General features: G+C 56.7%; 23 protein-coding genes, 1 tRNA gene and 4 pseudogenes. 11 read left to right on the forward strand and 17 right to left on the reverse strand.

The features are described from left to right. Positions 1-218: 218 nt before the first annotated feature. Positions 219-509 carry a DUF3017 domain-containing protein gene (locus GSD1FS_RS07270; protein ID WP_155589027.1) on the forward strand — a complete coding sequence of 97 codons (291 nt, stop codon included), beginning with the start codon at positions 219-221 and terminating at the stop codon, positions 507-509. Here the strand turns inward: GSD1FS_RS07270 and GSD1FS_RS07275 are convergent. Beyond that, on the reverse strand, positions 468-1,421 hold the full coding sequence (locus GSD1FS_RS07275) for an MIP/aquaporin family protein (protein ID WP_155589028.1): 954 nt from the start codon (positions 1,419-1,421) through the stop codon (positions 468-470). The two genes, GSD1FS_RS07270 and GSD1FS_RS07275, sit on opposite strands and share 42 nt — an antisense overlap. 150 nt (positions 1,422-1,571) lie before the next feature. Between GSD1FS_RS07275 and GSD1FS_RS07280 the strand changes: the two genes are divergently transcribed. The 9 genes and pseudogenes from GSD1FS_RS07280 (at position 1,572) to GSD1FS_RS07320 (ending at position 12,516) form a co-directional block, all read left to right on the forward strand. Continuing rightward, positions 1,572-2,345: a pseudouridine synthase gene (locus GSD1FS_RS07280; protein WP_155589029.1), complete on the forward strand. Its 774-nt coding sequence runs from the start codon at positions 1,572-1,574 to the stop codon at positions 2,343-2,345. Next, positions 2,342-4,474, forward strand: coding sequence for a bifunctional cytidylate kinase/GTPase Der (gene der / locus GSD1FS_RS07285; protein WP_343030252.1), 2,133 nt, complete (start codon positions 2,342-2,344; stop codon positions 4,472-4,474). The genes GSD1FS_RS07280 and der overlap by 4 nt, the downstream gene beginning before the upstream one ends. Before the next feature lie 93 nt (positions 4,475-4,567). Continuing rightward, positions 4,568-4,641: transfer RNA gene (locus GSD1FS_RS07290), tRNA-Pro, on the forward strand. 173 nt (positions 4,642-4,814) lie between these two features. Then, a pseudogene (locus GSD1FS_RS07295) lies at positions 4,815-6,241 on the forward strand (UTP--glucose-1-phosphate uridylyltransferase). A gap of 133 nt (positions 6,242-6,374) precedes the next feature. Further along, positions 6,375-8,312: a helix-turn-helix transcriptional regulator gene (locus GSD1FS_RS07300; protein WP_155589030.1), complete on the forward strand. Its 1,938-nt coding sequence runs from the start codon at positions 6,375-6,377 to the stop codon at positions 8,310-8,312. 24 nt (positions 8,313-8,336) lie between these two features. Next, positions 8,337-8,654, forward strand: coding sequence for a hypothetical protein (locus tag GSD1FS_RS07305; protein WP_155589031.1), 318 nt, complete (start codon positions 8,337-8,339; stop codon positions 8,652-8,654). A gap of 21 nt (positions 8,655-8,675) precedes the next feature. After that, positions 8,676-11,277 (forward strand): annotated as a pseudogene (locus tag GSD1FS_RS07310) (DEAD/DEAH box helicase). A 95-nt stretch (positions 11,278-11,372) separates the two neighbouring features. Further along, the gene (locus tag GSD1FS_RS07315) at positions 11,373-11,720 is read left to right on the forward strand and encodes an RNA polymerase-binding protein RbpA (protein ID WP_155589032.1); all 348 of its coding nucleotides are present in this window, start codon (positions 11,373-11,375) and stop codon (positions 11,718-11,720) included. 76 nt (positions 11,721-11,796) lie between these two features. Next, positions 11,797-12,516 carry an HAD hydrolase-like protein gene (locus GSD1FS_RS07320; RefSeq protein ID WP_155589033.1) on the forward strand — a complete coding sequence of 240 codons (720 nt, stop codon included), beginning with the start codon at positions 11,797-11,799 and terminating at the stop codon, positions 12,514-12,516. A 206-nt stretch (positions 12,517-12,722) separates the two neighbouring features. Here GSD1FS_RS07320 and GSD1FS_RS09945 read toward each other — a convergent pair whose 3' ends face one another. The 16 genes and pseudogenes from GSD1FS_RS09945 to GSD1FS_RS07395 form a co-directional block, all read right to left on the reverse strand. After that, complete coding sequence (locus GSD1FS_RS09945) at positions 12,723-12,983, reverse strand: fluoride efflux transporter FluC (RefSeq protein ID WP_343030258.1); 261 nt, start codon at positions 12,981-12,983, stop codon at positions 12,723-12,725. After that, a complete protein-coding gene (locus GSD1FS_RS09950; RefSeq protein ID WP_246166060.1) occupies positions 12,878-13,096 on the reverse strand; it encodes a fluoride efflux transporter FluC in 219 nt (72 codons plus the stop codon). The genes GSD1FS_RS09945 and GSD1FS_RS09950 overlap by 106 nt, the downstream gene beginning before the upstream one ends. A gap of 13 nt (positions 13,097-13,109) precedes the next feature. Further along, complete coding sequence (gene crcB / locus GSD1FS_RS07330) at positions 13,110-13,487, reverse strand: fluoride efflux transporter CrcB (protein WP_155589034.1); 378 nt, start codon at positions 13,485-13,487, stop codon at positions 13,110-13,112. Further along, positions 13,484-13,873 (reverse strand): C4-dicarboxylate ABC transporter, encoded by a 390-nt coding sequence (locus GSD1FS_RS07335; RefSeq protein WP_155589089.1) that lies wholly within the window; start codon positions 13,871-13,873, stop codon positions 13,484-13,486. The genes crcB and GSD1FS_RS07335 overlap by 4 nt, the downstream gene beginning before the upstream one ends. A 48-nt stretch (positions 13,874-13,921) precedes the next feature. Further along, positions 13,922-14,551, reverse strand: a complete 630-nt coding sequence (locus GSD1FS_RS07340) for a MerR family transcriptional regulator (RefSeq protein ID WP_196425067.1) — start codon at positions 14,549-14,551, stop codon at positions 13,922-13,924. A 145-nt stretch (positions 14,552-14,696) separates the two neighbouring features. Next, entirely contained in the window at positions 14,697-15,137 is a 441-nt protein-coding gene (locus GSD1FS_RS07345; protein ID WP_155589036.1) for an FHA domain-containing protein, read from the reverse strand. A gap of 5 nt (positions 15,138-15,142) precedes the next feature. After that, positions 15,143-15,874 (reverse strand): DUF881 domain-containing protein, encoded by a 732-nt coding sequence (locus GSD1FS_RS07350; RefSeq protein WP_343030253.1) that lies wholly within the window; start codon positions 15,872-15,874, stop codon positions 15,143-15,145. 157 nt (positions 15,875-16,031) lie between these two features. Continuing rightward, positions 16,032-16,364: a small basic family protein gene (locus GSD1FS_RS07355; protein WP_155589037.1), complete on the reverse strand. Its 333-nt coding sequence runs from the start codon at positions 16,362-16,364 to the stop codon at positions 16,032-16,034. Positions 16,365-16,368: 4 nt separating this feature from the next. Further along, positions 16,369-17,342 (reverse strand): annotated as a pseudogene (locus GSD1FS_RS07360) (DUF881 domain-containing protein). Between the two features lie 7 nt (positions 17,343-17,349). Then, entirely contained in the window at positions 17,350-17,973 is a 624-nt protein-coding gene (locus tag GSD1FS_RS07365; RefSeq protein ID WP_155589038.1) for a CDP-alcohol phosphatidyltransferase family protein, read from the reverse strand. A 16-nt stretch (positions 17,974-17,989) separates the two neighbouring features. After that, positions 17,990-18,841 (reverse strand): ATP phosphoribosyltransferase, encoded by an 852-nt coding sequence (hisG, locus tag GSD1FS_RS07370; RefSeq protein WP_155589039.1) that lies wholly within the window; start codon positions 18,839-18,841, stop codon positions 17,990-17,992. Between the two features lie 105 nt (positions 18,842-18,946). Continuing rightward, positions 18,947-19,208 (reverse strand): annotated as a pseudogene (locus GSD1FS_RS07375) (phosphoribosyl-ATP diphosphatase). A gap of 79 nt (positions 19,209-19,287) precedes the next feature. Then, on the reverse strand, positions 19,288-19,953 hold the full coding sequence (gene rpe / locus GSD1FS_RS07380) for a ribulose-phosphate 3-epimerase (protein WP_155589040.1): 666 nt from the start codon (positions 19,951-19,953) through the stop codon (positions 19,288-19,290). Positions 19,954-20,040: 87 nt separating this feature from the next. After that, positions 20,041-20,946, reverse strand: coding sequence for a prolipoprotein diacylglyceryl transferase (gene lgt, locus GSD1FS_RS07385; RefSeq protein ID WP_196425068.1), 906 nt, complete (start codon positions 20,944-20,946; stop codon positions 20,041-20,043). A gap of 137 nt (positions 20,947-21,083) precedes the next feature. After that, on the reverse strand, positions 21,084-21,953 hold the full coding sequence (gene trpA / locus GSD1FS_RS07390; protein WP_155589042.1) for a tryptophan synthase subunit alpha: 870 nt from the start codon (positions 21,951-21,953) through the stop codon (positions 21,084-21,086). A gap of 23 nt (positions 21,954-21,976) precedes the next feature. Beyond that, on the reverse strand, positions 21,977-24,061 hold the full coding sequence (locus tag GSD1FS_RS07395) for a bifunctional indole-3-glycerol phosphate synthase/tryptophan synthase subunit beta (RefSeq protein WP_155589043.1): 2,085 nt from the start codon (positions 24,059-24,061) through the stop codon (positions 21,977-21,979). 217 nt (positions 24,062-24,278) lie between these two features. Here GSD1FS_RS07395 and GSD1FS_RS07405 point away from each other — a divergent pair, with 217 nt between their 5' ends. Next, positions 24,279-24,563 carry a hypothetical protein gene (locus tag GSD1FS_RS07405; protein WP_155589044.1) on the forward strand — a complete coding sequence of 95 codons (285 nt, stop codon included), beginning with the start codon at positions 24,279-24,281 and terminating at the stop codon, positions 24,561-24,563. Positions 24,564-24,624: the final 61 nt, after the last annotated feature.

Genomic DNA, 24,624 nt, shown 5'->3' on the forward strand with positions numbered 1-24,624 from the left:
GCGTTTCGTCAATCGGCGACAATGGTTGACGAAGCAAATATCTTCAGATATATAAGAGGCGTGGTCGATGAACATCCAACTTGAGATGTTCGCCGGCCACGCCTCTTACGTATCGGCTTGGGCGTCGCATTCGCGTGTCAGTATGCGTACCGGATCGTTGAACCGCGAGTAAGGTAGACTGTGAGCGGTACGGAACAGTAAGAGGAGTTCTCGCAGCTATGAACAGCCATCACCCATATGTGTCTGAAAGCCATGAAGGCAAGCCCTGGTTCGAATGGAGCATAGCGGGCTGTGTGGTTGTGTCGACCGTTCTGGCGGCGTTCGGATATACGATGGCCGCCACAGCCATACTTGCTGCGGCGGCCATCGTATCCGGTGCCATTCGCTTGATTCTGCGTGATCGCAGTCCGTGGAAGGTCCGGTCTGTTGCCTTCGATGCCATATGTGGCATCGGGTTGGGAATCAGCTTACTTGGTCTCTTCCTGAGCGTCCTCTTCCTCAACCACTGAATAGTTCGCATCAGCCTGTTCGCCGGTCAGCGGAACATCTTCGCTCGCATCGTCAGGAACAACGGCTTCGGTTTCCTCAACCATGGCGGCTTCGGCAACATCCGCATCAGCCGGAGCCTTCGGTGCGCCAAGCAGCTGAGCGACGATGACCACCAGTGCGACGATGGCCGCGGCGAGAATCGACGTGACCCAGAACACCCACAGCTGCTGCAGCGGCTGCTGGGTGAGACCCTGATTCTGTGCGAAGATGGCGATGCCGGTGGCACGCGCGGGGTTGATGGAGGCACCGGTCACCGGGAAGGCGATCGCTGCGCCCGCGGCATAGGAGACGCCCATGATGGCGGCGTAACGGGAAGTAACGGTGCCATGCTTCTTCATGGAGACCATCGCGGCGGAGATGACGATGATGGAAGCGATCAACTCAACGATGATCGCGACGGTGACGCTGAACGTCAATCCCAACTGGTTCAGCGACTGATACAGCGACGAACCCTTGTCGTAGCCGTTGACGACCATGGCGTACCACTGGCTTGCGGCAACGCTTTCCGAAGTTGGCAGCACGAGCTTGAGCAGGCCGCCGGCGGCGATTGCGCCAACCACCTGGGCGATGATGTAAAGAATGCCGTCAAGCACCTTGGTGTTCGAAGTGAGCATAGCGGCGACGGTGATGGCTGGATTGAACTGTGCTCCGGAGATCTTGGCGAAAATGGCGGTGACGGCGGCATAGACGACGCCGGTGCCGATGGTGATGAAAGCGAGATTCACATTGTAGAACGCGGATCCGAACGTGCACATCATGTAGATGGCGAAGCAAATGAGCAGGCTGCCGGCGAACTCAGAGAGCACGCGAGCCCACAGGCCATGCTTCTCTTGCTGCGGCTCGGTACTTGTAGTAGTAATCGTATCGGTCATATCTTTCCTTTATTTCTATCAGGCGCAAAGCGTTTTGCGACCGTTTGCAATAATACTCATATGCCGGTGCAAGCTCAGCGGAAGTCTTGACGAAGTATGTGGTGTCCCGTATATTAAGACAGTTATAGAAACGGCCACGTTGGGAGAACGATGCCACATATTTACAGTCAAGCCAGAAAACAATATGAGAACGACGGCGAGGGAATTCGCCTGCAGAAACTTCTGGCACAAGCAGGATTTGGGTCGCGCCGCAAATGTGAGGAAATGATCACCGACGGACGCGTCGAGGTAGACGGCGAGCTGGTCACCGAGTTGGGCACGCGAGTCGATCCGAAGCACCAGCAGGTGCGCGTCGACGGTTCTCGAATTCGACTGAACCCGCGTCACATCACCTTGGCGTTGAACAAGCCGCGCAAGGTGCTCAGCACGATGGATGATCCGAAGGGACGTTACACGCTTCGCGACATCGTCGGCGACAAATACGACCGCATTTTCCACATGGGACGTCTCGACTACGATTCCGAGGGTCTTATTCTGATGACCAACGACGGCGAATTGAGCCAGCATGTGATGCACCCGAAATACGAGGTTGAGAAAACGTATATCGCCACGCTCGAGGGGCATATGAGCGGCACTGTCTGCCGTCGACTGATTCGTACCGGCGTGCAGCTTGACGATGGTTGGATCAAGCTCGACCATTGCTCGATCATCGATTCCAACCGTGAGCAGACCATTGTGAAGGTCGTGCTGCATTCCGGTCGCAACCGCATCGTCCGCCGCATCTTCGGCGCCATCGGCTTCCCCGTGAAGCGTCTTGTTCGCACGCAGATCGGCCCGATCAAGCTCGGTGACCTCAAATCAGGTTCCTACCGCATCCTGTCGCAGACCGAAGTCCGCGCATTGTCGAAAGAGGTGGGTCTGTGATTCGCGTTGCCATCGATGGTCCCGCTGGTGTGGGCAAGTCCTCGTCGGCGAAAGCGCTGGCCGATTATTTCTCGTTCGCCTACCTCGACACGGGTGCCATGTATCGCGCGTGCACCTGGTGGTGCATGCAGCATGGCATTGATCTCGATGCCGAGCATGTTGATGAGCAGCAGGTGACCGAGGCGGTGGGCGAGTTCTTCACCGACGGTCATTTCAACATTAGCGTCGACCCGAAGAATCCGGGAGTGTTCGCCGATGATGCGGATATCAGCGAGCAGATCCGCTCTGAAGAGGTTTCGTCGCACGTGTCGCGTCTCGCGGCGATTCTGCCGGTGCGCAACGTGCTCATTGCCGCACAGCGCGCCTACATCAACGAGCAGAATGCCGATGACTCGTTCAGCGAGGGGCGAGGCGTTGTCGCCGAAGGTCGTGACATCACCGATGTCGTCGCACCCGACGCCGAGGTGCGCATTCTGCTCACCGCCCGCGAGGAAGTGCGTCAGGCACGCCGTAACAAGCAGGAGCAGTCTGGGGCTGCTGGAGCCGATGACGTTGCGAAACGCGATGCCGCGGACTCCAAGGTCACGCATTTCGAGCAGGCTGCCGACGGCGTGACGACGATCGACAATTCCGATTTGACGTTCACCGAGACGCTTGACCTGATGATCGGTCTTGTTGATGATGCGATCGAGGAGCAGGAATACAAGCGCTACGTCGCGAATCTCGAAGGCTACGACCTCGATGAGGGCGATGAGAACCTGATCGACGGATCCGCCTTCGTGGACGCGGAGGATGAGAATCGCCGCAAGGCCGTTGGCGTGCTCGCGGTTGTCGGACGCCCGAATGTCGGCAAATCCACCTTGGTCAACCGTATTCTCGGCCGTCGTGCGGCAGTGGTCGAAGACACCCCGGGTGTGACCCGCGATCGCGTGAGCTATGACGCGGAATGGGCCGGCACCGATTTCAAGTTGGTCGACACCGGCGGGTGGGAAGCCGATGTCGAAGGCATCGACTCCGCCATCGCGTCGCAAGCCCAGATCGCCGTTGAACTTGCCGACGCCGTCATCTTCGTGGTTGACGGCCAGACCGGTCTCACGCAAACCGATGAGCGTATCGTGCGCATGTTGCGCTCGGCTGGCAAGCCGGTGACGGTGGCGGTCAACAAGATCGATGATCAGATCAGCGAATACATGGCCGCCGAGTTCTGGAAACTCGGCTTGGGAGAGCCATACCCCATTTCCGCCATGCATGGCAGGGGAGTGGGTGATCTTCTCGATCAGGCTGTAAACGAGATGCGTCACGCGGAAAAGACCTCGGGATTCCTCACGCCAACGCATCTGCGCAGGGTCGCTCTCGTCGGCCGTCCAAACGTCGGCAAGTCTTCATTGCTCAACCAGCTTGCGCATTCCGAACGCGCCGTCGTCAACGATTTGGCCGGTACCACGCGTGATCCGGTCGACGAGATCGTGAACATCGATGGGGAAGACTATCTGTTCATCGACACGGCCGGCATCAAGCGCCGTCAGCACAAGCTGTCTGGTGCGGAATACTATTCGTCGCTGCGCACGCAGGCGGCCATCGAACGCTCCGAATTGGCGCTCGTGCTGTTCGACGCGTCCGTTCCGATCTCCGATCAGGATCTCAAGGTGATGAGCACGGCTGTCGATGCCGGACGTGCCGTGGTGCTTGTGTTCAACAAGTGGGATCTGATGGATGAGTTCGACCGTCAGCGCATGGAGCGTCTGTGGAAAACCGAATTCGACCGTGTGACGTGGGCGCAGCGCGTGAACCTGTCTGCCAAGACCGGCTGGCATACGAACCGCCTGTCGCGTGCGATGACGCAGGCTCTGGAGTCGTGGGACAAGCGTATTCCGACCGGCAAGTTGAACGCGTTCCTCGGCAAGATCCAGGCTGCCCACCCGCATCCGGTGCGTGGAGGCAAACAGCCGCACATCCTGTTCGCGACGCAGGCGTCGACGAGACCTCCTCGTTTCGTGATCTTCGCAACCGGCTTCCTTGAGCACGGTTATCGCAGGTTCATCGAACGCTCGTTGCGTGAGGAATTCGGTTTCGAAGGTTCGCCTATTCAGATTTCGGTGAACATTCGCGAGAAGAAGCGCCGCAAATAATCTGACAGCGGAGGTCGGGAAGTTGTGCATGCAGTGCGCATTTGCTACTTTCCCGACCTCATGCTACATTAGTGACTTGCTGTTCGCAGCGATCGGGCCATAGCGCAGCTTGGTAGCGCACTTGACTGGGGGTCAAGGGGTCGCGGGTTCAAATCCCGCTGGCCCGACGATCTAAAGGCTGAAATCATAAAGGTTTCAGCCTTTTTATTTTTCAATAAAAATGAAAATATGAATCTTTTTAACGTTCTGGCTGCTGTGAAGATGCATATTCGCGAAAAACGATTACACTCGAGAGAGTTGCATTGGACTCGATTCCATAGATGAGAAAGGGTTTGGCACCATGACCGACGCCTTCGAACGTACTGCGCGCAAAATGCGTGAGCATGGTCTTAGCGACACAGCGATCGCTCAGTTCGAACACCTGTATGAGGTCTGGCAGAACGAAGACGGCAATACCTGGATCCGTGAGGAAGACATCGAACCAGTTCAGGGAATCCCTAATTTCGCGCAGATCTACGAGACGATCAATCACGATAAAGCCGTTGATGCGTTTGCGAAAACGGCGTTCCTGAAGCTCAACGGAGGTTTGGGAACCTCAATGGGGTTGGATTGCGCCAAATCTTTGCTGCCGGTGCGTCGTCACAAGGCGAGGCCGATGCGCTTCATCGACATCATCCTCGGGCAGGTGGAGACGGCGCGCACACGATTGGGCGTGGAGCTGCCGTTGACGTTCATGAACTCCTTCCGCACGTCCGCGGACACGATGAAGGTGCTTTCGAACGACAAGCATTTCCAGCAGGATGAGATCCCGATGGAGATCATTCAGCATGTGGAGCCGAAGATCGACTTGGAGACGGGTGAGGCCGTGTCTTGCCCGAACAACCCTGATCTGGAATGGTGCCCGCCGGGGCATGGCGACCTGTATTCGACGCTGTGGGAGTCCGGTCTGCTCGACACGCTTGAGGAGCATGGTTTCAAATATCTGTTCATCTCGAATTCCGACAATCTCGGCGCACGCCCGTCGCGCACTTTGGCACAGCATTTCGAGAACACCGGCGCCCCGTTCATGATCGAGGTGTCGAAGCGCACCGAAGCGGATCGCAAGGGCGGCCATATCGTTCGCGACAAGGTGACGGGCAGGCTGATGCTCCGCGAGATGACCCAGGTGGCGCCAGAAGACGCCGAAGAAGCAAAGAACATCAAGAAGCACCCGTATTTCAATACGAACAACATCTGGGTGCGCATCGACGCTTTGCGCGAAAAGCTGGCGCAATACAACGGCGTGCTGCCGTTGCCTGTCATTCGCAACTACAAGACGGTGGATCCGACGGATCCAGACTCGACGAAGGTGCTTCAGCTGGAAACGGCGATGGGCGCCGCGGTGAACTTGTTCAACGGCGCGATCTGCGTTGAGGTGGATCGCATGCGTTTCCTGCCGGTGAAAACGACCGACGACCTGTTCATCATGCGTTCGGATCGCTTCCATCTGACCGACCAATACGAGATGGAAGACGGCAACTACATCTTCCCGAACGTGCAGCTCGACACCAGGTTCTACAAGAACATCCATGACTTCGACGAACGATTCCCGTACGGCGTGCCGTCATTGGCGGCCGCGGCTTCGGTGACCGTCGAGGGGGATTGGACGTTCGGCAGGGACGTGAATCTTTATGGCGCGGCCGAGCTTCACGATGAGGGCGCCCGAGTTATGTGCCCAACGGTGAGTTTGTCGGACCACAGGGCATCGAACCGGACGAATGGCTGTAAGATTGTTCGCAGAATAAGAAAAACGGTCTTTTCGGTGTTTCTGTTACAGAATCCGAAAAAGACCACTATGATTGAACAAGTGGCATAGAAATATGCTCAGTTTGATTTAAACGGTAACGATACGTGAGGACTAATGGCTGAGGGTAGTAATGGCAGGCGTCGCTTCTCGGATAAGTGGGGCAAGCACGAGCTTGATGTGCTGGCGGTGTTGTCTTCCGCTTTCCCGCAATGGCTCACTTCCCGCCAGATCGCCCAGCGTGTAAAGGCATACGCTGATTCCTACGGTGAACTGGCTGATCAGGCCGCAAAGGCCGCATTCGCAAAGCAATTCCAGCGAGATCGCGCTAAATTGGCGGCCATGGGAATCGCCATCGAATCCAGACAGCCGGAGTATTCTTCGAAATCCGAAGGTCAGGACTTCGCCTCGTACCGACTGCAACTGGGTGATGAACCCCGCATCCGCTTGAAGTTCCGTCAGGAAGACATGCCGGTGCTCGCCGCCGCGAACTATCTGGCGCGTTCGATGTCGATGTCGTCGGCGCCGGCTCCGCAACCGCAGCATGTGTCGCGCACCGCGCCGCGTGTGCCGCAAACGCCGATCCCCGGCTTGGGTCTTGATTCAATCGCCCCTGGTCTCGGCACGCAGCACATTCCCGAGAACCTCGTCAAAGAGGTCGATTCGCGTCGTTTCGCCGCCACGCTTTCGGTGAACGGCGAGAACCTCAACGTCGCGTATTCCGACACCGACGATCTGGTGATGTTCGTACTGGAGCACCCGAACACGTCGATCGTCAACCCGCAGGAGGCTGTCGACGCGTTCCGCCGCCGCCTGAACGCCGCTATCGACTTCCAGTTGGCCGATGACTCCGCGAACATGTCGAGCGCCAAGGTCGCGGCTCATGATCTCGCTTCCGAGGAGGAAGACGAAGAGGCTGAGAACTCGTCCGGCAAAGGGCATAAGAAGAACTCGTTACAGACGGGCAGTGAGGTGGATCGCCGCCTGCGCCTGATGCTGTTCCTGTCGGCACACATGGGTGAGGAATACTCGTTGTCTGAGCTCGCCGTGCGTTTCATCGGCGTGCCGAAGAACGACGACGAGCGCAAGAAATACATTCAGACCATCCACAAAGACATCAACACGTTGACCACGGTTTCCGATGACGGCGAGATGGCAGGCAGCCAGTTCTTCGACATCGACTGGTCCCTTCTGGAATCGGAGGGGATCGTCTGCGCGACCAACTCGCTGGGGCTCGAACGTCTGGCAGGCATTTCGCCGCAATACATGAGCATGCTCACCGCTTCGGTGAACTATCTCGCACATGCGCCGTTGCTGCCGTCGGAGGAGCGCAGGCAGGCTCTGGATCTGTATGAGCGTCTGCACCAGTATGTTGAACCGGGATCCACGCCATGGCTCAGTCTCACCGGCTACGAGGTGGAGCCACGTTCGTTCTCCATCGTCAAGAAGGCCATCGCCGAGCATTCGCTGCTTGACATGAAATACACCGATGGTTCCGGCCAGGTTCGCGAACGTCTCGTCGCCCCGTCGAAGATCTACGTTGACGAAGGCGTCTACTACGTGGCATTGTGGACCGATGTGGAAGATGTTGCGCCTGAGAAGCTGCATGGCATCGTGCACAAAGACATGACGATCAACAAGGAGACCGGCGAACCGAGGATCTGGCAGATTCTGCGCATCTCTCGCATTGAGGAAGCCCAGATCGTCGAACCGACGAAACCGTTGGAGATTCCCGACGTCTCCGTCAGCGACCTGCGCAAGTGGAGCATCGACACGTCCACGGCCGCGGCGTTCATCACCGATCAGCCGCATCTCGAGTTCATCCGCACGCTGGCTGACGCCGAAGTGGAACCATACGGCGAAGGCGAGAAGGTCAGGCTGTTCATTCAGTCCGACTCTTGGTTCGTGGCATTCTGCATCGCACATGCCCGCCATATTCTTGCCGTGGCGCCAGAAACTCTGAGAACGATGATCGTCGCTCGCGCAAAGCGTGAATTGAGCATGCTCGATTCCGAAGCCGCCGCGCAATCTCACGACGCACATCACGAACGCTGATTCGACTGGAAGAGGGTCGTTGCTATGCCATGGTGGATTTGGTTGATTCTTGCGTTGGCGATGCTTGCCGTGCTCATCGCAGGCGTTGTATATGTGATCATGCACGGTTTACGCGCCCTGCAACTTGTGCAGCAGGTCGGCGAAGAGGTTTCCGACCGCATGGGGCAGATGAACGTCGGCGAAACTTCATCTCGTTCCCCTCAGCGTCCGATTTTCACCGAACCGTTGCAGGTTGCAGCCGATCGCTATGCCGAAGCGCATGCCCAGGTGGATGTGCACAAGCGCAAGAAGCAGGAACGCCACATGCGCATTTGGCGTCGCTGGGCGCAGTTCAACAAGTAGCCTAGATACAATCACAACATAATGGCAAAACGAAATAAGCATAAGAAGAGCACAACCGACATACAGAACGACGATCCGGAGACGTTGAGTCCCGCGCAGCGCTATCAGGCATTTCAGGAGGTTCGGCGCAAACGCAGTTCCGCGGCTGCGAAGTTCGCTGATCTGATGCCGTTCGAACTCGACCAGTTCCAGCAAGACGCCAATGAAGCATTGGAAGAGGGGTCCAATGTGCTGGTCGCGGCACCCACGGCGCCGGAAAACCGTTGTCGCTGATTTTGCCATCTATTTGGCTCAACAGCGCAATGTCAAAGCATTCTACACAACGCCAATCAAAGCGTTGAGCAACCAGAAATACCATGATCTCGTCGAAACCTATGGCGCAGACAAGGTCGGGTTGCTCACCGGAGACACGTCGATCAATTCGGAAGCCGACATCGTAGTGATGACGACGGAAGTGCTGCGCAACATGCTGTATGAGCATTCGACGACGCTGAGCGCTCTGCGATACGTGGTTCTCGACGAAGTGCATTACCTGGCCGACCGGTTCCGAGGGCCGGTGTGGGAAGAAGTCATCATTCATCTGCCGAGCAGCGTTCGCATCGTCGGACTCTCGGCAACGGTGTCGAACGTCGAGGATTTCGCCGACTGGATTGCCTCGGTGCGCGGCGAAACGAAGCTTATCGTGTCGGAGCACCGTCCGGTGCCGCTGGACCAATATGTGCTCGTGCAGAAGGATCCACGCACCGAACCTGAGCTGTTCGACTTGTATCGGCGCAACGATATGGGCGAGCAGACCACGAAGACGAACTTGCGTTTGGTCAACCGCTTGGAAGAACTCGACCGCATGGAGTTGAAACGCGCCAAGAAGGATTCTCGTTTCAACGATGATCGGCACAGGCATGGCAGGGGAGGACGCCCGCAGCGTGTACGCAAGGTCGACCGTTACCAGCCTCGCCGCTGGGCTGTGGTCGATGAGCTCAACTTCTTGAAGATGCTGCCGGCGATCTATTTCGTGTTCTCGCGAAACGGTTGCGACGAGGCTGTGGAGCAGTGCCTGAACGCCGGTCTGCGCCTCACAACCGACGATGAGGCGAAACGCATTCGCATGATCGTCGATGAGATGATCGAAGGGCAGTTGACCCGTGAGGATCTGCGCACCTTGCATTTCTCGCAGTTCCGGTATGCGCTTGAAGAGGGGTTCGCCGCGCATCATGCCGGCATGATCGCATTGTTCAAGCAGATCGTCGAGCGGCTGTTCGAAGAGGGACTCATCAAAGTCGTGTTCGCCACTGAAACGTTGGCGTTGGGCATCAACATGCCTGCTCGCAGCGTCGTGGTGGAGAAGCTCGAGAAATACAATGGCACCGGCATCGTGCCATTGACACCGGGGGAGTACACGCAGCTCACCGGCCGTGCCGGGCGACGTGGCATCGATACGATCGGCAATGCGATCGTTGCCGATCATCGTGGGTTCAAACCCGAAACCGCGGTGGCGCTTTCCAGCAAGCGCGTATACCCATTGCATTCGAGCTTCCAAGCCACGTTCAACATGGCGGTGAATCTGCTCAATTCGAGTGATTACGAAACCGCAAGAGATACGCTTGACCATTCCTTCGCGCAATGGGAGGCGAACGAATCGGCATGGCAGATCGAAGCCAACATCGATACGTTACGCAAGGCGTTGCGCGGCTATGAGGATGCCATGCGCATGGATGAGGGCGACATGACCGATCTGCTGCGCATTCGCATGAAGCTCAGCGACCTGCAGAAAAACGAGCGCCGCCGTCTCAAGCATGAGGTGTTCGCATCGAATGCCGACCGTTCGCGAGCATTCCGCAGGCTTGACGCTCAAATAGCGGCTCTTAAGGAGCAGGAGGCGAATCACCCCTGCAAGAAGTCTCCAGATTTCAACCATATGATGAAGTGGGGGCATCGTTGGATGCGTGAGAGTCGCGAGCTTGAGCGGCTTGAGCATCGTTACGAATCCCGCACCGGTTCGGTGGCTCGCCAGTTCGACAGGATCTGCGATATTCTTGCAATGCTGGGCTACTTGGATCGCACTGATAGCGACGGCCACCGCGACTACCAGCTGACCGAACACGGGCAATTGCTGCGTCGCCTGTACAACGAGCGTGATCTCGTGCTAGCACAGGCCATCACTCACGGCGTGTTCGACGATCTCGATGCACCGCAGTTCGCCGCGATCATATCGTCGTTGCTGTATGAGCCGCGTCGCGGTGAAGGCGGCGAGCCACGCCGATACCCGGGAGGCCCGCAAGGAGCTGTCATCCAGGCCGCAAACGAGCTTCGCGACATGGATGAGCAGGTGTTGACGCTGTGCGAAGCCAATGGACTCGAAAACTACTTGCAGCCGCTTGATTTCGGTATCGTCGATCTCATCTATGACTGGGCATATGGCGATTCCCTCTCGCAAGTGCTCTCGAATAGCGAGATGACCGGCGGAGACTTTGTGCGCACCACCAAACGCATCGCCGACGTGCTGCAGCAGATCGCCGTCGCCGAACCCTATCTGGGGGAGAACGGTGAACAGCTGGCGGATGTGGCTCGCGAGGCGTATGAGCGGGTGAACCGCGGCATCGTCGCATATTCCGGCGTCGACTGAGCGAAAAGTGTGCAGCAGGAGAGTGGCAGCACCGGAATAAAGCCCACGTCCGAGCTGTTTTGTAGCTTGGAACTACTTGAGAATGAGGAGGAAACATGGCTGAACGCAGTCTGCGTGGCATGAGCATTGGCGCGAAATCTTTGGAGTCCGACGACAATGTGGATTTCGCCGCGCGCATTGAAGTGGCCTACGTGTGCCCGAAGGGGCATCGCACGATTCTTCCGTTCGCCGAAACCGCCGACATTCCTAATGAATGGGAGTGCCGTTGCGGAGCGACCGCGCATAAGGAGAACGAGGAAGACGCGGAAGCCGACGAGATCACCAAACCGACTCGTACGCATTGGGACATGCTGTTGGAGCGCCGCAGTGAAGAAGAGCTCGCGGCTCTGCTTGAGAAGCGCCTGAAGATGCATCACGACGGATGGATTCCCGATTACGAGTGAAATTCTTGAACCTGACATCACGAAGCACGTTATGTCAGGTTCTTTTATTGTGACCCATTGAACTGTTGAGGATACTATGACACAATCAGCGAAGAAGATCGTTTTGCTCGACCTTGACGGCACGTTGACCGAATCAGGCCCCGGCATCATCGCCTGTGTGGTCAAGGCGTTCCAAGCCGTGGGCGTGCCAGTCCCAGATGAAGCCGCGTTGCAGCGTTTCATCGGACCTGCGATCGTGGATTCGATGAAGCTCAATCACATTCCGCCGGAGAAGCTCGACGAAGCGGTGCGCGTGTATCGCCATTACTATGGTGAGGCTGCCGTGTTCGACGATCCGAATTACCCGGGACAGAAAGTTCCAGGTCGTTTCGTGAACTCAATGTATGAGGGCATTCCTCAGCAACTGCGCAAGATGCGCGACATGGGATTCTACTTGGCTGTCTGCACTGCGAAACCCGAATATCAGGCGATTCCGATCTGCGAACATTTCCGTCTGAGCGATCTGGTGGACGGCATCTACGGTGCGAGCAAAGACAATTCGCGCATCACCAAAGCAGCTGTGATCACGTATGCGCTCGATAAAATCGGTTTTGACGAAGCCGCTGGAGACAAGGCGCTGATGGTCGGCGACCGTTGGACCGACGTCGATGGCGCCAAAGACAACGGACTGGATTGCTTGGGTTGCGGCTGGGGCTACGCAGAGCCGAACGAGTTGCGCGAACACGGTGCTGTACGCGTGATTCCGTTTGTCAGCGAACTCGCCGAAGCTGTTGACGAATACTTCAACGCGCAGTAATAACAACGCAGAGTAATAACTGCATACTATTCGCAGATACAAATTACAAACACTGCATTTGAGGCTGGATACCAAACATGAGTATTGGTATCCAGCCTCACTTATATCCATATCTCTTTTATCCGATAATGTACGTTATGTCAGATTACATATCTGCGGTACTTCCCCAAATAAGAATTACCGCAGATATATCGTGTCGTTGATATCTAGATAACAGCCGATCGCTTTCCCCGCGTTACGCGCAAGCCGACGGCATACATGCCCATGCCGATACCCAACATGGCGACGACAATAAGCACGGCGACCCACGGGCTCGAGATCAATAATTGATAAATATTTCCCGAGAATGTTGAAAAAGTTGTCAAGCCGCCGCAAAAACCTGTGGTAAGCAGTTTTGAAATATTTTTCGAGGGCTGCCTTTTTCTATTATTCCGGTAAATAATCCCATTAATAAACAGCCAAGGCAGTTAATTATCAGTATTGATACAGCATCGATTGCGAAATTATTGATACCGGCTTCCAATAGATATCTGCAGACCGCGCCGATCGCACAGCCGATGCCCACGGCGAGTAGTTCCATTGCGATCCCTCCTCTATGCAAGTCCTCGTGTCACGGCGAATCCGGCGGCGACCAGTGCGACTCCAAGCGCAACGCTGCCGAGCCAATACACCCACGCACGCGTTGGATGCTTGCCGTCGAACAGTGCATACACTTCCGATGTGAACGTGGAGAACGTCGTCAATCCCCCGCAGAATCCCGTTACAATCAGCGCCTTCCACGGAGCGCCCAACATGCCAAGTCCTGTCAGCGCAAGCATGATGCCCAGTATGAACGATCCGGCGAGGTTGACGGCCAATGTGCCATAGGGAATACGCGCCTCACTGCGGTTGAGCCAGCTTGACACCGCGGAACGCGTGCAGCCTCCCGCGAAACCGCCGACAGCCACGCACAGAATATTTACCCAAGTCATATGAGTTTGGATTCACCTTCGTTTTTGTCGTCATCAGTCAATGGCGCTATGTTCTTAGGCTCGAATTTCACTGCCCTACGCGCCTGCAGATACATGAGCGTCAGCTCGGCAAACACCAGAACGATCGCGATAATCGCGGATGGCCAGCCAAGCTTCTCATACAAACCTCGTGAATGCGCACTGATCGAGCTCTTATTCGCAAGATACAGGAAATACGGGAGCGCCAGCAATATGAACGTTGCGAAATGCCCGATGATCACCGACCAGCGCACGGGTTTAACCACAACGTCATCGTGCCCGTAGTGGCTGCAATACACGGTGACGGCGCACACGGCCAATGCGCATGCAGCGCCGATGATCCACAGAATCGCAGGCAAAGCATTCATTTCCACTCTCCAAAAATTGTGTATGCGAACGGTATGTACAAACGTTCGTTATTGGGCGATGTCGAAGATGTCTAACGGAACGTCATCATAACTGTGCTCCTCCACTGTGCCATGCAACAGCGCGGGGTGCAATCTGGCGTTGCTGCCGGTGGCATGTGCCGCCATGATGTTTTCGACGGGAATCGTCTGCGAAAGCAGCGTGCGTGAATGCTGCTTGAGTTTGATAGCTCGCTCCCCCGCCAAAACGTGATCCACCTGATTCCACAATGCGCCCACCGATACCACGAATACAGCTGAACCAGCCGCCAGAAAATCCGCCAAAGCCGTGTTGTCGCCGCACTCCTGCACAGTGTCGCCATCACACAGAATCGTCACATGCTTCAACGCCTCCTCACCATATGGGGCGAGGAACTCCACGGCCTTCGTCACATTGTGCAAGCTGACGCCGAGATCGAGCAGTTTCTTCGCCACGGCCAGCGAAACGATGTCGCAGAACGAATACAGACGACGCGAACCAGAACCATGCGATGGTGTGATCGACGGTTCCACAATATGCTTGCGTGCCCAGTAATCAAGCTGCCTGTAAGTGATGCCGGCAGCCTTCGACGCTGATGCCCCACGGTACCCGCAATCCGGGCCGGGCTCACTGAGATCGGGGAACAACTCTCCCTGCACCATCGTGTCGTCGACATCGAGCAATGGTACGTCAACATAAGGCGAAAGATCGTCTGCCGACGTCTTTCGCCATACCTGACCATTGGTTGCCGACGAGTCGCACATATGCACTTCTTATGGTTCGCAAAACAGGGCGAACGCTAAATCCTCAGATATTGCGCACAGCGCTGTTGGTGAAATAGATCAAACGGAATTTACCGATCATGATCTCATCACCGTTCTTCAACGTCTGTTGATCCACGCGCTGACGATTGACATAAGTACCGTTCAGGCTACCGGCATCAACCACCGTATATGAGCCGTTCTCACGACGGAACACGGCATGCTGGCGAGACACGGTGGAATCGTCGAGCAGAATGTCTGCTCGCGGATCACGACCAACGGTCACCTCATCTTCATCGAGAAGATACCGTGAGCCGGAGAGCGCGCCTCGTGTTGCGATGAGCAGCGCCGTGTTGTCTGCCAAACGGGAGATGGTTTGCAGATCTTCCTGCGTCAACGGGCGCTCGCCACTGGTGGTTACAGGAATCTGGATGGCAGGCATGCCGATGATGGTGGTTTCGCCTGCGCTTGGAATTGGATCAGTCATAGTGCTTATTCTACAGTCTTTGCGTACTTATAGTCGGGTAATGATTGAGTTTGCGTGATTTTTACATCATCTGAGGTCTCCACGTCTACCGTGGCACCGTATTTCACAGTGAGCCGTGACCCCACGCCACCGGCAAGGTTCACGGCGTTCTGCAGATTGTTCTTATCGCCGATCGCCTTGACCACATACGGTGGGTTGAGTGCCGTCCCATCGCAGATCAAACCATCGTCACCTTGTGAGATGTATGTGGAGGTGACGACGCGCACATCGTTGATCGCGATGACTTCGGCACCGCCGTTGCGCAGCTCTTCGATGAGGTTGAACATCGTCGCCGCATCGATCTGGGCTTTGCTGCCACGAGAGATATGCACGATGATCCCCTGCCCTTCGGCTGGGAGTCGACCGGAAAGGATGCCGCTGGATTCCTCGTTCTCTTTGGCGATGCGGCTGGCCTCCGCCTCTTTGTCGGCTGCTTGCTGAAGCGATGTGAGCTGCCTGCTGAGCTCCGTGCGGCGTTCCTCCAAACGCTGCACCTGCGTGCTGGTCTCACTGAGCATGCGCGTCAGCTCGGCCTCGGTCATCGTCTCATAGGTCATATCGGTGTTGTTGACCTGCACAACATAGCCGAACGACAGCAATGCGCATAGCGCCGCCACCAATAAGCTGGTGAGCAGCCGTGTGCGCAGTGAGCGGGCTTGGCTGGAAAGCTCCTTCTTCGGCTTGGTCTTCTTGACCACGGGGAAGGCACCGGTTTTGAGTTGATCGTTACGCGCATCCTTTTTTGCTGAGAGAGAATGCGCTTCACATGGCTGCCACCCTCGGTGTGCCCCGATCCCGAAGGCGATGATGGCATCCCATCGGGCGTTGTTTCGTTGTTGTGCTCTTCGCTCATCGTCACCCCTGGAAGATGAATCGACGGATCGCCGAGACGTTCGAGAAGATTCGGATGCCGAGCACGACGATGACCGCAGTGGAAAGCTGCGAGCCGACACCGAGCTGGTTACCGAGCAGCACGAGAAGCGCCGCTGTAATCACGTTCGAGAAGAACGAAATCACGAACACCTTGTCGGAGAAGCTACGCTCGAAATATGCGCGTGCTGCGCCCAGCAGCGCGTCCAAGGCGGCGACCACCATGATCGGCAGATATGGTTGGAGCCACACGGGAATATCAGGCTTCACGAACAGGCCGACGACAACGCCGATGATCAAACCAAGCACCGCAGCCATTTACTTACATCTCCTTCGCATATGAAACCTGACCGACCGAAGCGGCTTTGAGCTGTATTGAATTCTCTTTGCTGATCTGCAATGTCATGCCAGCATCCTTGAATTCCTTGTACAACGTCGGTAACGCCTTCTGCCCCATTTTATCGGCTAACTCACGTTTATTGCCTATAGCCTGAATTTTATACGGGCTGGAGACCGGCGTCGTGCCGACGAGAATCGAATTGCCCGCCGTGCGTATCGAGGTCTGCACACCCAGGCGATTGTCGTTGATCGACACCGCTTCGGCTCCGGACTGCCACATCAGCGATACGAGCAGCTGCAGATCGGTGTCGGTGACCACGCGCAGACGGTTCGTGCTTTTTCGCGTGGGAGCGAGCCGTCCTGGGCATCGCTGTTGGTGACCATCGGATCGGCGATTGTGAGAATGATGCCTTCGCCTTCCACTGCCGTGGAACCGGCGACCATGTCGTTTTGCTGAACTTCCTGCTCCACTTGCGAAGGCAGTGCGGATTTCGACTGTTTCTCCACCTGTGTGCGTAAATCTGAAATCTGCTTCTCGAGATCATCGATCTGCTTGTTTTCCGCTTCCAATTGCGAGGCGAGCTGTTGACGAACCTGTTTGCGCGGATCGGTGTTAAGCAGGCGCACGAACAGGCATCCGGCGAATCCGACTGCAATGCAGATGATGAGCACGACGATTCGCGTGCCCCAGTACGCTACTTTCGAATCCGGTTTCGTCGTCAACCGTGAATCGGAATACAGCACGTCGACGGGCCGGTTCACCAGATCGTCGATGAGACGCAGTGAATCGTCATAGTGCTTGCTACGGCGTCGAGCCGACATCGGAGCACCGCCCGGTGGTTGCGCATGCTGCGAATCAAGTTGCACATACGCCGACGAGAAAACGGCACGACGACGTGCCGGTGGATCTTCCGAACTCACCGGATACACGGGAGGCATGCCGTTGTTGAAGGTCACGAGTGCACTAGTCCTTGTTCGTATTGCTTCGCGCGTCTCGAATCAGACGGACGCCCTGCTGCATGTAGAGCACGCCTGCAAGCCAATACAGCGCGATACCCCAGATCGCACAGGCAATCGACAGGTAATGCAGTGTCTCGAACACTGGCATATTGCGTTCGACGTCGGCAACCATGAGACCGACTATCGAGATCATCAGCACTGCGGTGCCCGTTTTGCCGACGAAGTGAACAGGCAACGGACCATAGTCGTATTGCGCAAGAACCAAGGTCAGTATGCCCATCGTCGCATCACGCAATGCCACGAGGATGAGCATCCACCAAGGCACCACATGGCAGATGCCCAAGGCGAGAATGGAGCAGAGAATCAGCAGTCTGTCGGCAATCGGATCAAGAAGCTGACCTATTTTGCTCACTTGGTTGAACCGTCGCGCAATCAGACCATCGAGGCCGTCGGATGAGAACGAGATGGCGAGCACGATCAACGCGGCGATCATGTTGTGCTTGGTGATCAACCATGCGATGACCGGGATTGACGCGATGCGAAGAAAACTGATGAAATTCGGAATCGTGAAAATGACGTCACGAGGTTCCGGACTATATCTTCTGCTGAATTTCTCGGTGATTTTCATGGGCGTTTGGAGCGCCTCACATTCGTGTTGCTTGAATGGCGGTCACGATGATGCCGCGCGCTCCCACCTCATACAGCTGATCCATCAGCTGGTTCACTTTGGCTTTGGGAACCATGACTCGCACCGCGGCCCACTGCTTGTCGTGCAATGGGGAAATCGTCGGGCTTTCGAAACCGGGGGTGATCTGCACCGCGGCAGAGATCTTCTCAACCGGAATGTCGAAGTCCATCAGCACATATCGTTTCGCCGTGAGTACGCCTTGCAACCTGCGCTGCAAACGCTGCAAACGTTCGTCTTGGGCATCGAGACGCGGCGAGCGGATGAGCACCGCCTCGGAGTGGACGATCGGATCGCCGAAGATGCGCAGGCCGGCATTGCGCAACGTGGTGCCTGTAGACACGACGTCTGCAATGAGATCGGCGACGCCGAGCTGTACTGACGATTCGACCGCGCCATCGAGATGGATGGGCTGCGCATGAATGCCGTGTTCGGTCAGGTAGTCGTTCACCAACTTGTCGAACGATGTGCCGACACGCTTGCCTTCGATATCTTCAAGCGTGCTGATGGGACTGTCGGCAGGCGCTGCGAAACGGAAGGTGGAGCCGCCGAAGCCGAGGTTCATGACTTCCTGGGCGTCAGTGCCTGAATTGAGCAGCAGATCGTGCCCCGTGACGCCGACGTCGATCGTGCCCATGCCCACATACACCGCGATGTCGAGCGGGCGCAGGTAGAACAGTTCCACATCGTTATCAGGGTCTTCCACCACGAGCTGTCGTGGATTGCTTCGCAACGTGTAACCGGCTTCCGACAGCATGTTCCATGCGGGTTCCGAAAGCATTCCCTTGTTCGGGACGGCGATTCTGAGCATGTTTCCTCCAACTTCTTCTCTTCCATCCGCCTGCAGCGATGGCATTCGCAATATGCCATTCTCCGAACATGCTGTCTGGAGAATGGCATTGGCCTCCGGTCAGGTTCAGAGGTTCTTGTAGATGTCGTCGAGCGTGATGCCTCGATCGATCATCATGACCTGCAGATGGTAGATGAGCTGGCTCATCTCTTCAGCGGTACGTTCCGCTCCCTCATATTCGGCTGCGATCCACGTCTCGCCTGCTTCTTCGACTATTTTTTGCCGATGAAGTGGGTGCCTTTCTCAAGTTCCTGAACGGTGAGCGATCCCGGCGTCTTGTCTGCGGCTTTTCGGAGAGCTCTGCGAACAACGACTCGAATGTCTTCATAAGTGTTTCCTTGTATACGTATGCCTTGTGGTTGGCACTGGTCTCCTGACTTGCGGAGCGTGCTTGTCAAGACTTCTGATCAGTCCCTGTACGCCGCTGCTGCGGTGTCGCGAATGTCGTTGATGGCCTTGGCCGGATCTTCGGCACCATACACGGCCGAGCCTGCGACGAGAATGTTCGCTCCCGCTTCGGCCACCGTGGCCGCCGTCTTCGGGCTGACACCGCCATCGACTTGAATGTTGGTCTTGAGGCCACGACGAGTGATCTCGTTGCGGAGACGACGAACCTTGCCCATCTGGTTCGAGAGGAACTTCTGGCCACCGAAGCCAGGTTCGACGGTCATGATGAGAATCGTGTCGAATTCCTCGAGAATGTCGAAAATCGGTTCCACCGGTTCAGCTGGGCGAACGGCGAACCATGCTTCGCAGCCCATGCTGTGCAGCTGGCGAGCCAGACGCACAGGGGCATGCGTCGCACCCATGTGGAATGTGACGGAATGCGCACCAAGTTCCGCGTATCCGGGAGCCCAACGATCGGGATCTTCGATCATCAGATGAACGTCGACCGGCAGGTCCGTGACTTCGCAGATGCGCTTGACCACTGGTTCGCCGATCGTCAGGTTTGGCACGAAATGATGATCCATCACGTCGACGTGAACCATGTCTGCATTGGAGATGCGTTCGAGATCACGCTCGAGATTGCAGAAATCGGCGGACAAAATGCTTGGTGCGATTTGAATTTCCATGTTTTCCATTCTAAATAAGGTAATCGACTATTAGCGTTGCTGATAACTCGCGAGTGACGTTCGACACACTGTTTCGGGCGTGGGTCTCTATTCGCTTTTCTGTTCCTTGCGTTCCTCAAGCTCGGTTTCGGTACGCAGTTTTTCGGCGAGCAACTGCGTGGATTGGCCGAATCGTTGGATGAGGATGAACGCGACGGCTCCGAGAATGAACACGATGATCGAGACCCAAACGTTGACGCGGAGCCCGAGGATCTGATGGGAGAAGTCGATGCGCAGCATTTCGATCCATGTGCGTCCGAGCGTGTACCACATGACGTACAGCGCGAACAACGATCCTGCCTTGAGCCTGGTGATGAGCTTGTGACCAATCCAGATGATCAGTGCGGCACCGATCAGATTCCAGATCATCTCATAGAGGAAGGTTGGGTGGAACAGAGTGCCGGTCGGGCAGGTGGCACCGTCGTAGCACATCTCGGCATTGCCGATGGCGCTCCCCTGCGTGTTGAGTTTCAATCCCCATGGCAGCGTGGTTGGCTTGCCATAGAGCTCTTGGTTGAACCAATTGCCAAGACGGCCGATGGCCTGGGCGACGAGCAGAGCCGGAGCGATCGAGTCGGCGAGCAATGCCATCGGGTAGTGCTTGTGGCGGCACCAGGCCCATGCTCCCAACGCGCCGAGGAAGATGGCGCCCCATATGCCGAGCCCGCCGTTCCAGATGCGGAAGATCTCAACCCAGTCGCCGTTCGGGCCGAAGAATCGCTCCGGCGTGGTGATGACATGGTAGAGGCGTGCTCCGATGATGCCGCATGGCACGGCGACGATGGCCGTGTCGAGAATCTGGTCGAACGTGCCACCGAGTTTCTTCCATCGTTCGCTGGTGATCCATACCGCGACGATGATGCCCAGCAGCATCGTCAGTGCGTAGATGTGAATAGTCAGTGATCCGATGTGGAATTGCGAGATGGTCGGAGACGGAATGTATGCGAGTGTCATCATACGTCGAATGGTACTGTGCTCAAGCGATAACGAGCGCATTCATGCTGACATAGGCGTTCGAACATGACGTCTGGGGCGGCATAAGGATCCTTATGCCGCCCAGACGTCATGTGTTGTCTATACTTGTACAGCCGTTATTGCCGAGCGTTGTGAATGCCTTCGGCGAGCTCCGCAGCCTTTGCCGCTAGAGCCTTCAGACCTTCATCGGCATTCTTGGCCTGCCCGCTGTCGTCGAGCAATGTGTGTACCAAAGCGGAGCCGACGATCACGCCATCGGCGTATTGGCCTACGGTGTGACCCTGCTCGGCGGTTGACACGCCGATGCCGACGCACACGTTTTCGGCGCCAGCCGCACGGGTGCGTGCCACGAGCTTTTCCGGTGATGCATTGAGGGTGGCTCGTTCGCCGGTCACGCCCATGCGTGCAGCCGCATACACGAACCCGCGGGCGTTCTGCGCCACGACGCGCAGGCGTTCATCGGTTGAATCAGGAGAGACCAAGAAGATGCGATCCAATCCGTGCCGGTCGGATGCTTCTATCCATTCGCCGGCTTCGTCGGGGATCAGGTCTGGTGTGATGAGTCCGGCGCCACCGGCGTTCGCGAAGTCCGTGGCGAAACGTTCGACGCCGTAATGGTAGATGAGGTTCCAGTAGCTCATGATGAGCGGCACTCCCCCGGCGTTGGCCACCGTTTCCACGGCCTTGAACACGTTCGAGATGCTTTCGCCGGCATTCAAGGCGATCTGGCTCGCCGCCTGGATCACAGGACCGTCCATCACCGGGTCGGAATACGGCAAGCCGATCTCGACGATGTCGGCACCGTTTTCGACCAGTGTGCGGAATGCGTCAAGGGAGAGTTGCGGGGTGGGGAATCCATAGGGCAGATAGCCGATGAAAGCCGGCTTGTTCGCGGCCTTGAACCGTGTGAACAGTTCCTCGCACGGGCTTGGACGGTGGCTGATGCCGAGCGGCTGTCCGCTTGGCGTGGTGGTGTTCTCACTCATTGAAACTTGTCTCCTCAGTCTTCTCACGCATTGTTTCCCTGGGCGCCGTTGGCTTCCAACGCCGCAGCCTGCTCGTCGGTCAGGTATCCGAACCATTTGCCAGCGGTGTTCATGTCTTTGTCTCCACGACCGGAGATGTTGATGATCATGACCGGATGCTCATAGCCCTTGTCCTTGAGATCAAGCGCGGCTTTATATGCGCCGGCGATGGCGTGAGAGCTCTCGATGGCCGGAATGATGCCTTCGGTTTCGCACATGTCTTTGAATGCGCTCATCGCCTCGTCATCGGTGGCCCACGAGTAGTTCACACGACCGATGTCTTTGAGCCATGCATGCTCCGGCCCGACGGACGCGTAGTCAAGACCAGCGGAAATCGAATAGGTGTCGAGAGTCTGGCCTTCGGCGTTTTCCAACAGGTAGCTCTTGGTTCCTTGGAACATGCCCAGCTGGCCGGTTCCCGGCGCGAAGCGAATGGCGTGTTCGCCGGATTGTGGCCCGTGGCCGCCGGCTTCGTAGCCATACAGGTTCACTCGTGGATCGTCGAGGAACGCATTCATGATGCCGATGGCGTTGGAACCGCCACCCACGCATGCGCAGATCGCATCAGGATGGTCGATGCCATACCAATCCTGCAACTGCTCCTTGGCTTCTTCGCCGATCACTTTCTGGAAGTCACGCACCATTTCAGGGAACGGGTGCGGGCCCGCCACTGTGCCAAGCAAATAGTGCGTGGTCTCCACGTTGGTGACCCAATCGCGCAGTGCCTCGTTGATGGCGTCTTTGAGAATGCGGTCGCCGAGTGTGACCTCAACGACCTCGGCACCCAGCATGCGCATACGCGCCACGTTCAACGCCTGACGACGCGCGTCGATCTGCCCCATGTAGATGCGGCATTTCAGACCCATCATCGCGCAGACCGTGGCGGTGGCCACGCCATGCTGCCCGGCACCGGTTTCCGCGATCACGCGGGTTTTGCCCATGCGCTTGACGAGCAGCGCCTGACCGATCGCATTGTTGATCTTATGCGCACCGGTGTGGTTGAGATCCTCACGCTTCAGGAACACGCGGGCGTCCACGCCGGTGCGTTCCTTGAGACGCTGCGCGAATCGCGGGGCTTGTGTCAACGGCGATGGGCGTCCGACATATTGCTTGTTGAGTCGTGCAAGCTCCTTATGGAACTGTGGGTCCTTCTTCGCATCATCGTAGACGCGTTCCAATTCATCGAGCGCGCTGATGAGTGCCTCCGGCACGTAGCGACCGCCGAACTGCCCGTAGTATGGGCCGTGATGTTCACTCAGTGGCGTTTCTTCTGACGCTTTCACTCGTTTACCTGCCTTTACCAAACGTTCTACTGCCAATTGCGGGTCGGAAGCTGTGGCCACGCCTTCGCCTACCAGAACCGCGTCGGCTCCTGCTCGGGCATAGTCCTCCACTTCCACGGCGCCGAATACTCCGGATTCGGCGACTTTGATCACATCTTCGGGAAGATCGTCTGCGAGTTCGCTGTATTTGTTCACGTCTACCCGCAGATTCTTCAGATTGCGCGCGTTGATGCCGATCACTCGCGCACCGGCGGCTATTGCCCGGTTGATTTCCTCACGCGTGTGGGTTTCCACCAATGCGGTCATGCCGAGCTCGTGTGTCAATGAGAGCAGATGTTCCAATTGTTCATCTCCCAAAGCGGCCACGATGAGCAGAATGATGTCTGCGCCGTGGGCGCGAGCCTCCCAGATCTGATAGTCGTTGGTGATGAAATCCTTGCGCAGCACCGGAATACTCACTGCGGTACGCACGGCGTCGAGATCTGCGAGCGATCCCAGGAACCTGCGACCTTCGGTCAGCACCGAAATCGCACTGGCGCCTCCGCGCTCGTATTCGCGTGCAAGGGCTGCTGGATCATCAATGTCGATCAAATGCCCTTTTGACGGCGATGCGCGCTTGATTTCGGCGATCACCGGAACCGCACTGGTTGAACGAAACCATCGTTTTGCGTCAATCGGGGCGGGAGCCGCAGCGGCCATCGCTTTGAGCTCATCCAATGGCACTTCGCGTTCGCGGGTCTGTTGATCTTCCATCGCGCCCGCTACCAGTTCGTCTAAAACCGACATGGTCCTCCTTTGTGACGATGGCTTCACAAACACTGTAAGTGAGACGCCGGAAGTAACTGGCGCAACGTCCTTATTGTGAGCATGTCTACATACCACTGTCTATTTGCCGACGCGACGAAGAACCGTTAATTATCCCCTACGTGGAAAAACTCATTGCCGTTTGAGCAACGGTGGTCTAATGGAAACGTAATGAAAAACGTTGAGAAAGGAAGCTGTTATGGCAGAGTTCATTAAGCACGAAGAAGAAAAGCACGAAGTTCACGAAGCAGAGCGTGACGAGAAGCGCGCCGAGCGCGCCGAAGAGCATGCCGCTAAGGTCATTTCGGAAGAAGAGGCCAAGGTCGCCAAGGCTGCCGGAGATTCAGCCGACAAGCTGTTCAAGGTCGAGCAAGAGGCCGACGACAAGATGGATAAGGCTGAGGGCAAGGCGGAGCGTCTCGAAGACAAGGCCACCGAAGATCAGGTGGAGCTCAACGAGAAGTTCGGTCGTCAGCTCGGCTGAGATGTTCTGAAACGAATATTCGATTCCCAGTGACGGGGTGCGAAATCGCACCCCGTTTTTT

It is taken from the genome of Bifidobacterium canis (assembly GCF_009727065.1).
Taxonomy (GTDB): Bacteria; Actinomycetota; Actinomycetes; order Actinomycetales; family Bifidobacteriaceae; genus Bifidobacterium; species Bifidobacterium canis.

Excerpts from the sequence above, each read along its gene's own strand:
- GSD1FS_RS07270 (WP_155589027.1), top strand. The coding sequence starts at position 219 with ATGAACAGCCATCACCCATATGTGTCTGAAAGCCATGAAGGCAAGCCC.
- GSD1FS_RS07275 (WP_155589028.1), bottom strand. The coding sequence starts at position 1,421 with ATGACCGATACGATTACTACTACAAGTACCGAGCCGCAGCAAGAGAAG.
- GSD1FS_RS07280 (WP_155589029.1), top strand. The coding sequence starts at position 1,572 with ATGCCACATATTTACAGTCAAGCCAGAAAACAATATGAGAACGACGGC.
- GSD1FS_RS07300 (WP_155589030.1), top strand. The coding sequence starts at position 6,375 with ATGGCTGAGGGTAGTAATGGCAGGCGTCGCTTCTCGGATAAGTGGGGC.
- GSD1FS_RS07305 (WP_155589031.1), top strand. The coding sequence starts at position 8,337 with ATGCCATGGTGGATTTGGTTGATTCTTGCGTTGGCGATGCTTGCCGTG.
- GSD1FS_RS07315 (WP_155589032.1), top strand. The coding sequence starts at position 11,373 with ATGGCTGAACGCAGTCTGCGTGGCATGAGCATTGGCGCGAAATCTTTG.
- GSD1FS_RS07320 (WP_155589033.1), top strand. The coding sequence starts at position 11,797 with ATGACACAATCAGCGAAGAAGATCGTTTTGCTCGACCTTGACGGCACG.
- GSD1FS_RS09950 (WP_246166060.1), bottom strand. The coding sequence starts at position 13,096 with ATGGAACTACTCGCCGTGGGCATCGGCTGTGCGATCGGCGCGGTCTGC.
- crcB (WP_155589034.1), bottom strand. The coding sequence starts at position 13,487 with ATGACTTGGGTAAATATTCTGTGCGTGGCTGTCGGCGGTTTCGCGGGA.
- GSD1FS_RS07335 (WP_155589089.1), bottom strand. The coding sequence starts at position 13,873 with ATGAATGCTTTGCCTGCGATTCTGTGGATCATCGGCGCTGCATGCGCA.
- GSD1FS_RS07340 (WP_196425067.1), bottom strand. The coding sequence starts at position 14,551 with ATGGTGCAGGGAGAGTTGTTCCCCGATCTCAGTGAGCCCGGCCCGGAT.
- GSD1FS_RS07345 (WP_155589036.1), bottom strand. The coding sequence starts at position 15,137 with ATGACTGATCCAATTCCAAGCGCAGGCGAAACCACCATCATCGGCATG.
- GSD1FS_RS07355 (WP_155589037.1), bottom strand. The coding sequence starts at position 16,364 with ATGGCTGCGGTGCTTGGTTTGATCATCGGCGTTGTCGTCGGCCTGTTC.
- GSD1FS_RS07365 (WP_155589038.1), bottom strand. The coding sequence starts at position 17,973 with ATGAAAATCACCGAGAAATTCAGCAGAAGATATAGTCCGGAACCTCGT.
- hisG (WP_155589039.1), bottom strand. The coding sequence starts at position 18,841 with ATGCTCAGAATCGCCGTCCCGAACAAGGGAATGCTTTCGGAACCCGCA.
- rpe (WP_155589040.1), bottom strand. The coding sequence starts at position 19,953 with ATGGAAATTCAAATCGCACCAAGCATTTTGTCCGCCGATTTCTGCAAT.
- lgt (WP_196425068.1), bottom strand. The coding sequence starts at position 20,946 with ATGACACTCGCATACATTCCGTCTCCGACCATCTCGCAATTCCACATC.
- trpA (WP_155589042.1), bottom strand. The coding sequence starts at position 21,953 with ATGAGTGAGAACACCACCACGCCAAGCGGACAGCCGCTCGGCATCAGC.
- GSD1FS_RS07395 (WP_155589043.1), bottom strand. The coding sequence starts at position 24,061 with ATGTCGGTTTTAGACGAACTGGTAGCGGGCGCGATGGAAGATCAACAG.
- GSD1FS_RS07405 (WP_155589044.1), top strand. The coding sequence starts at position 24,279 with ATGGCAGAGTTCATTAAGCACGAAGAAGAAAAGCACGAAGTTCACGAA.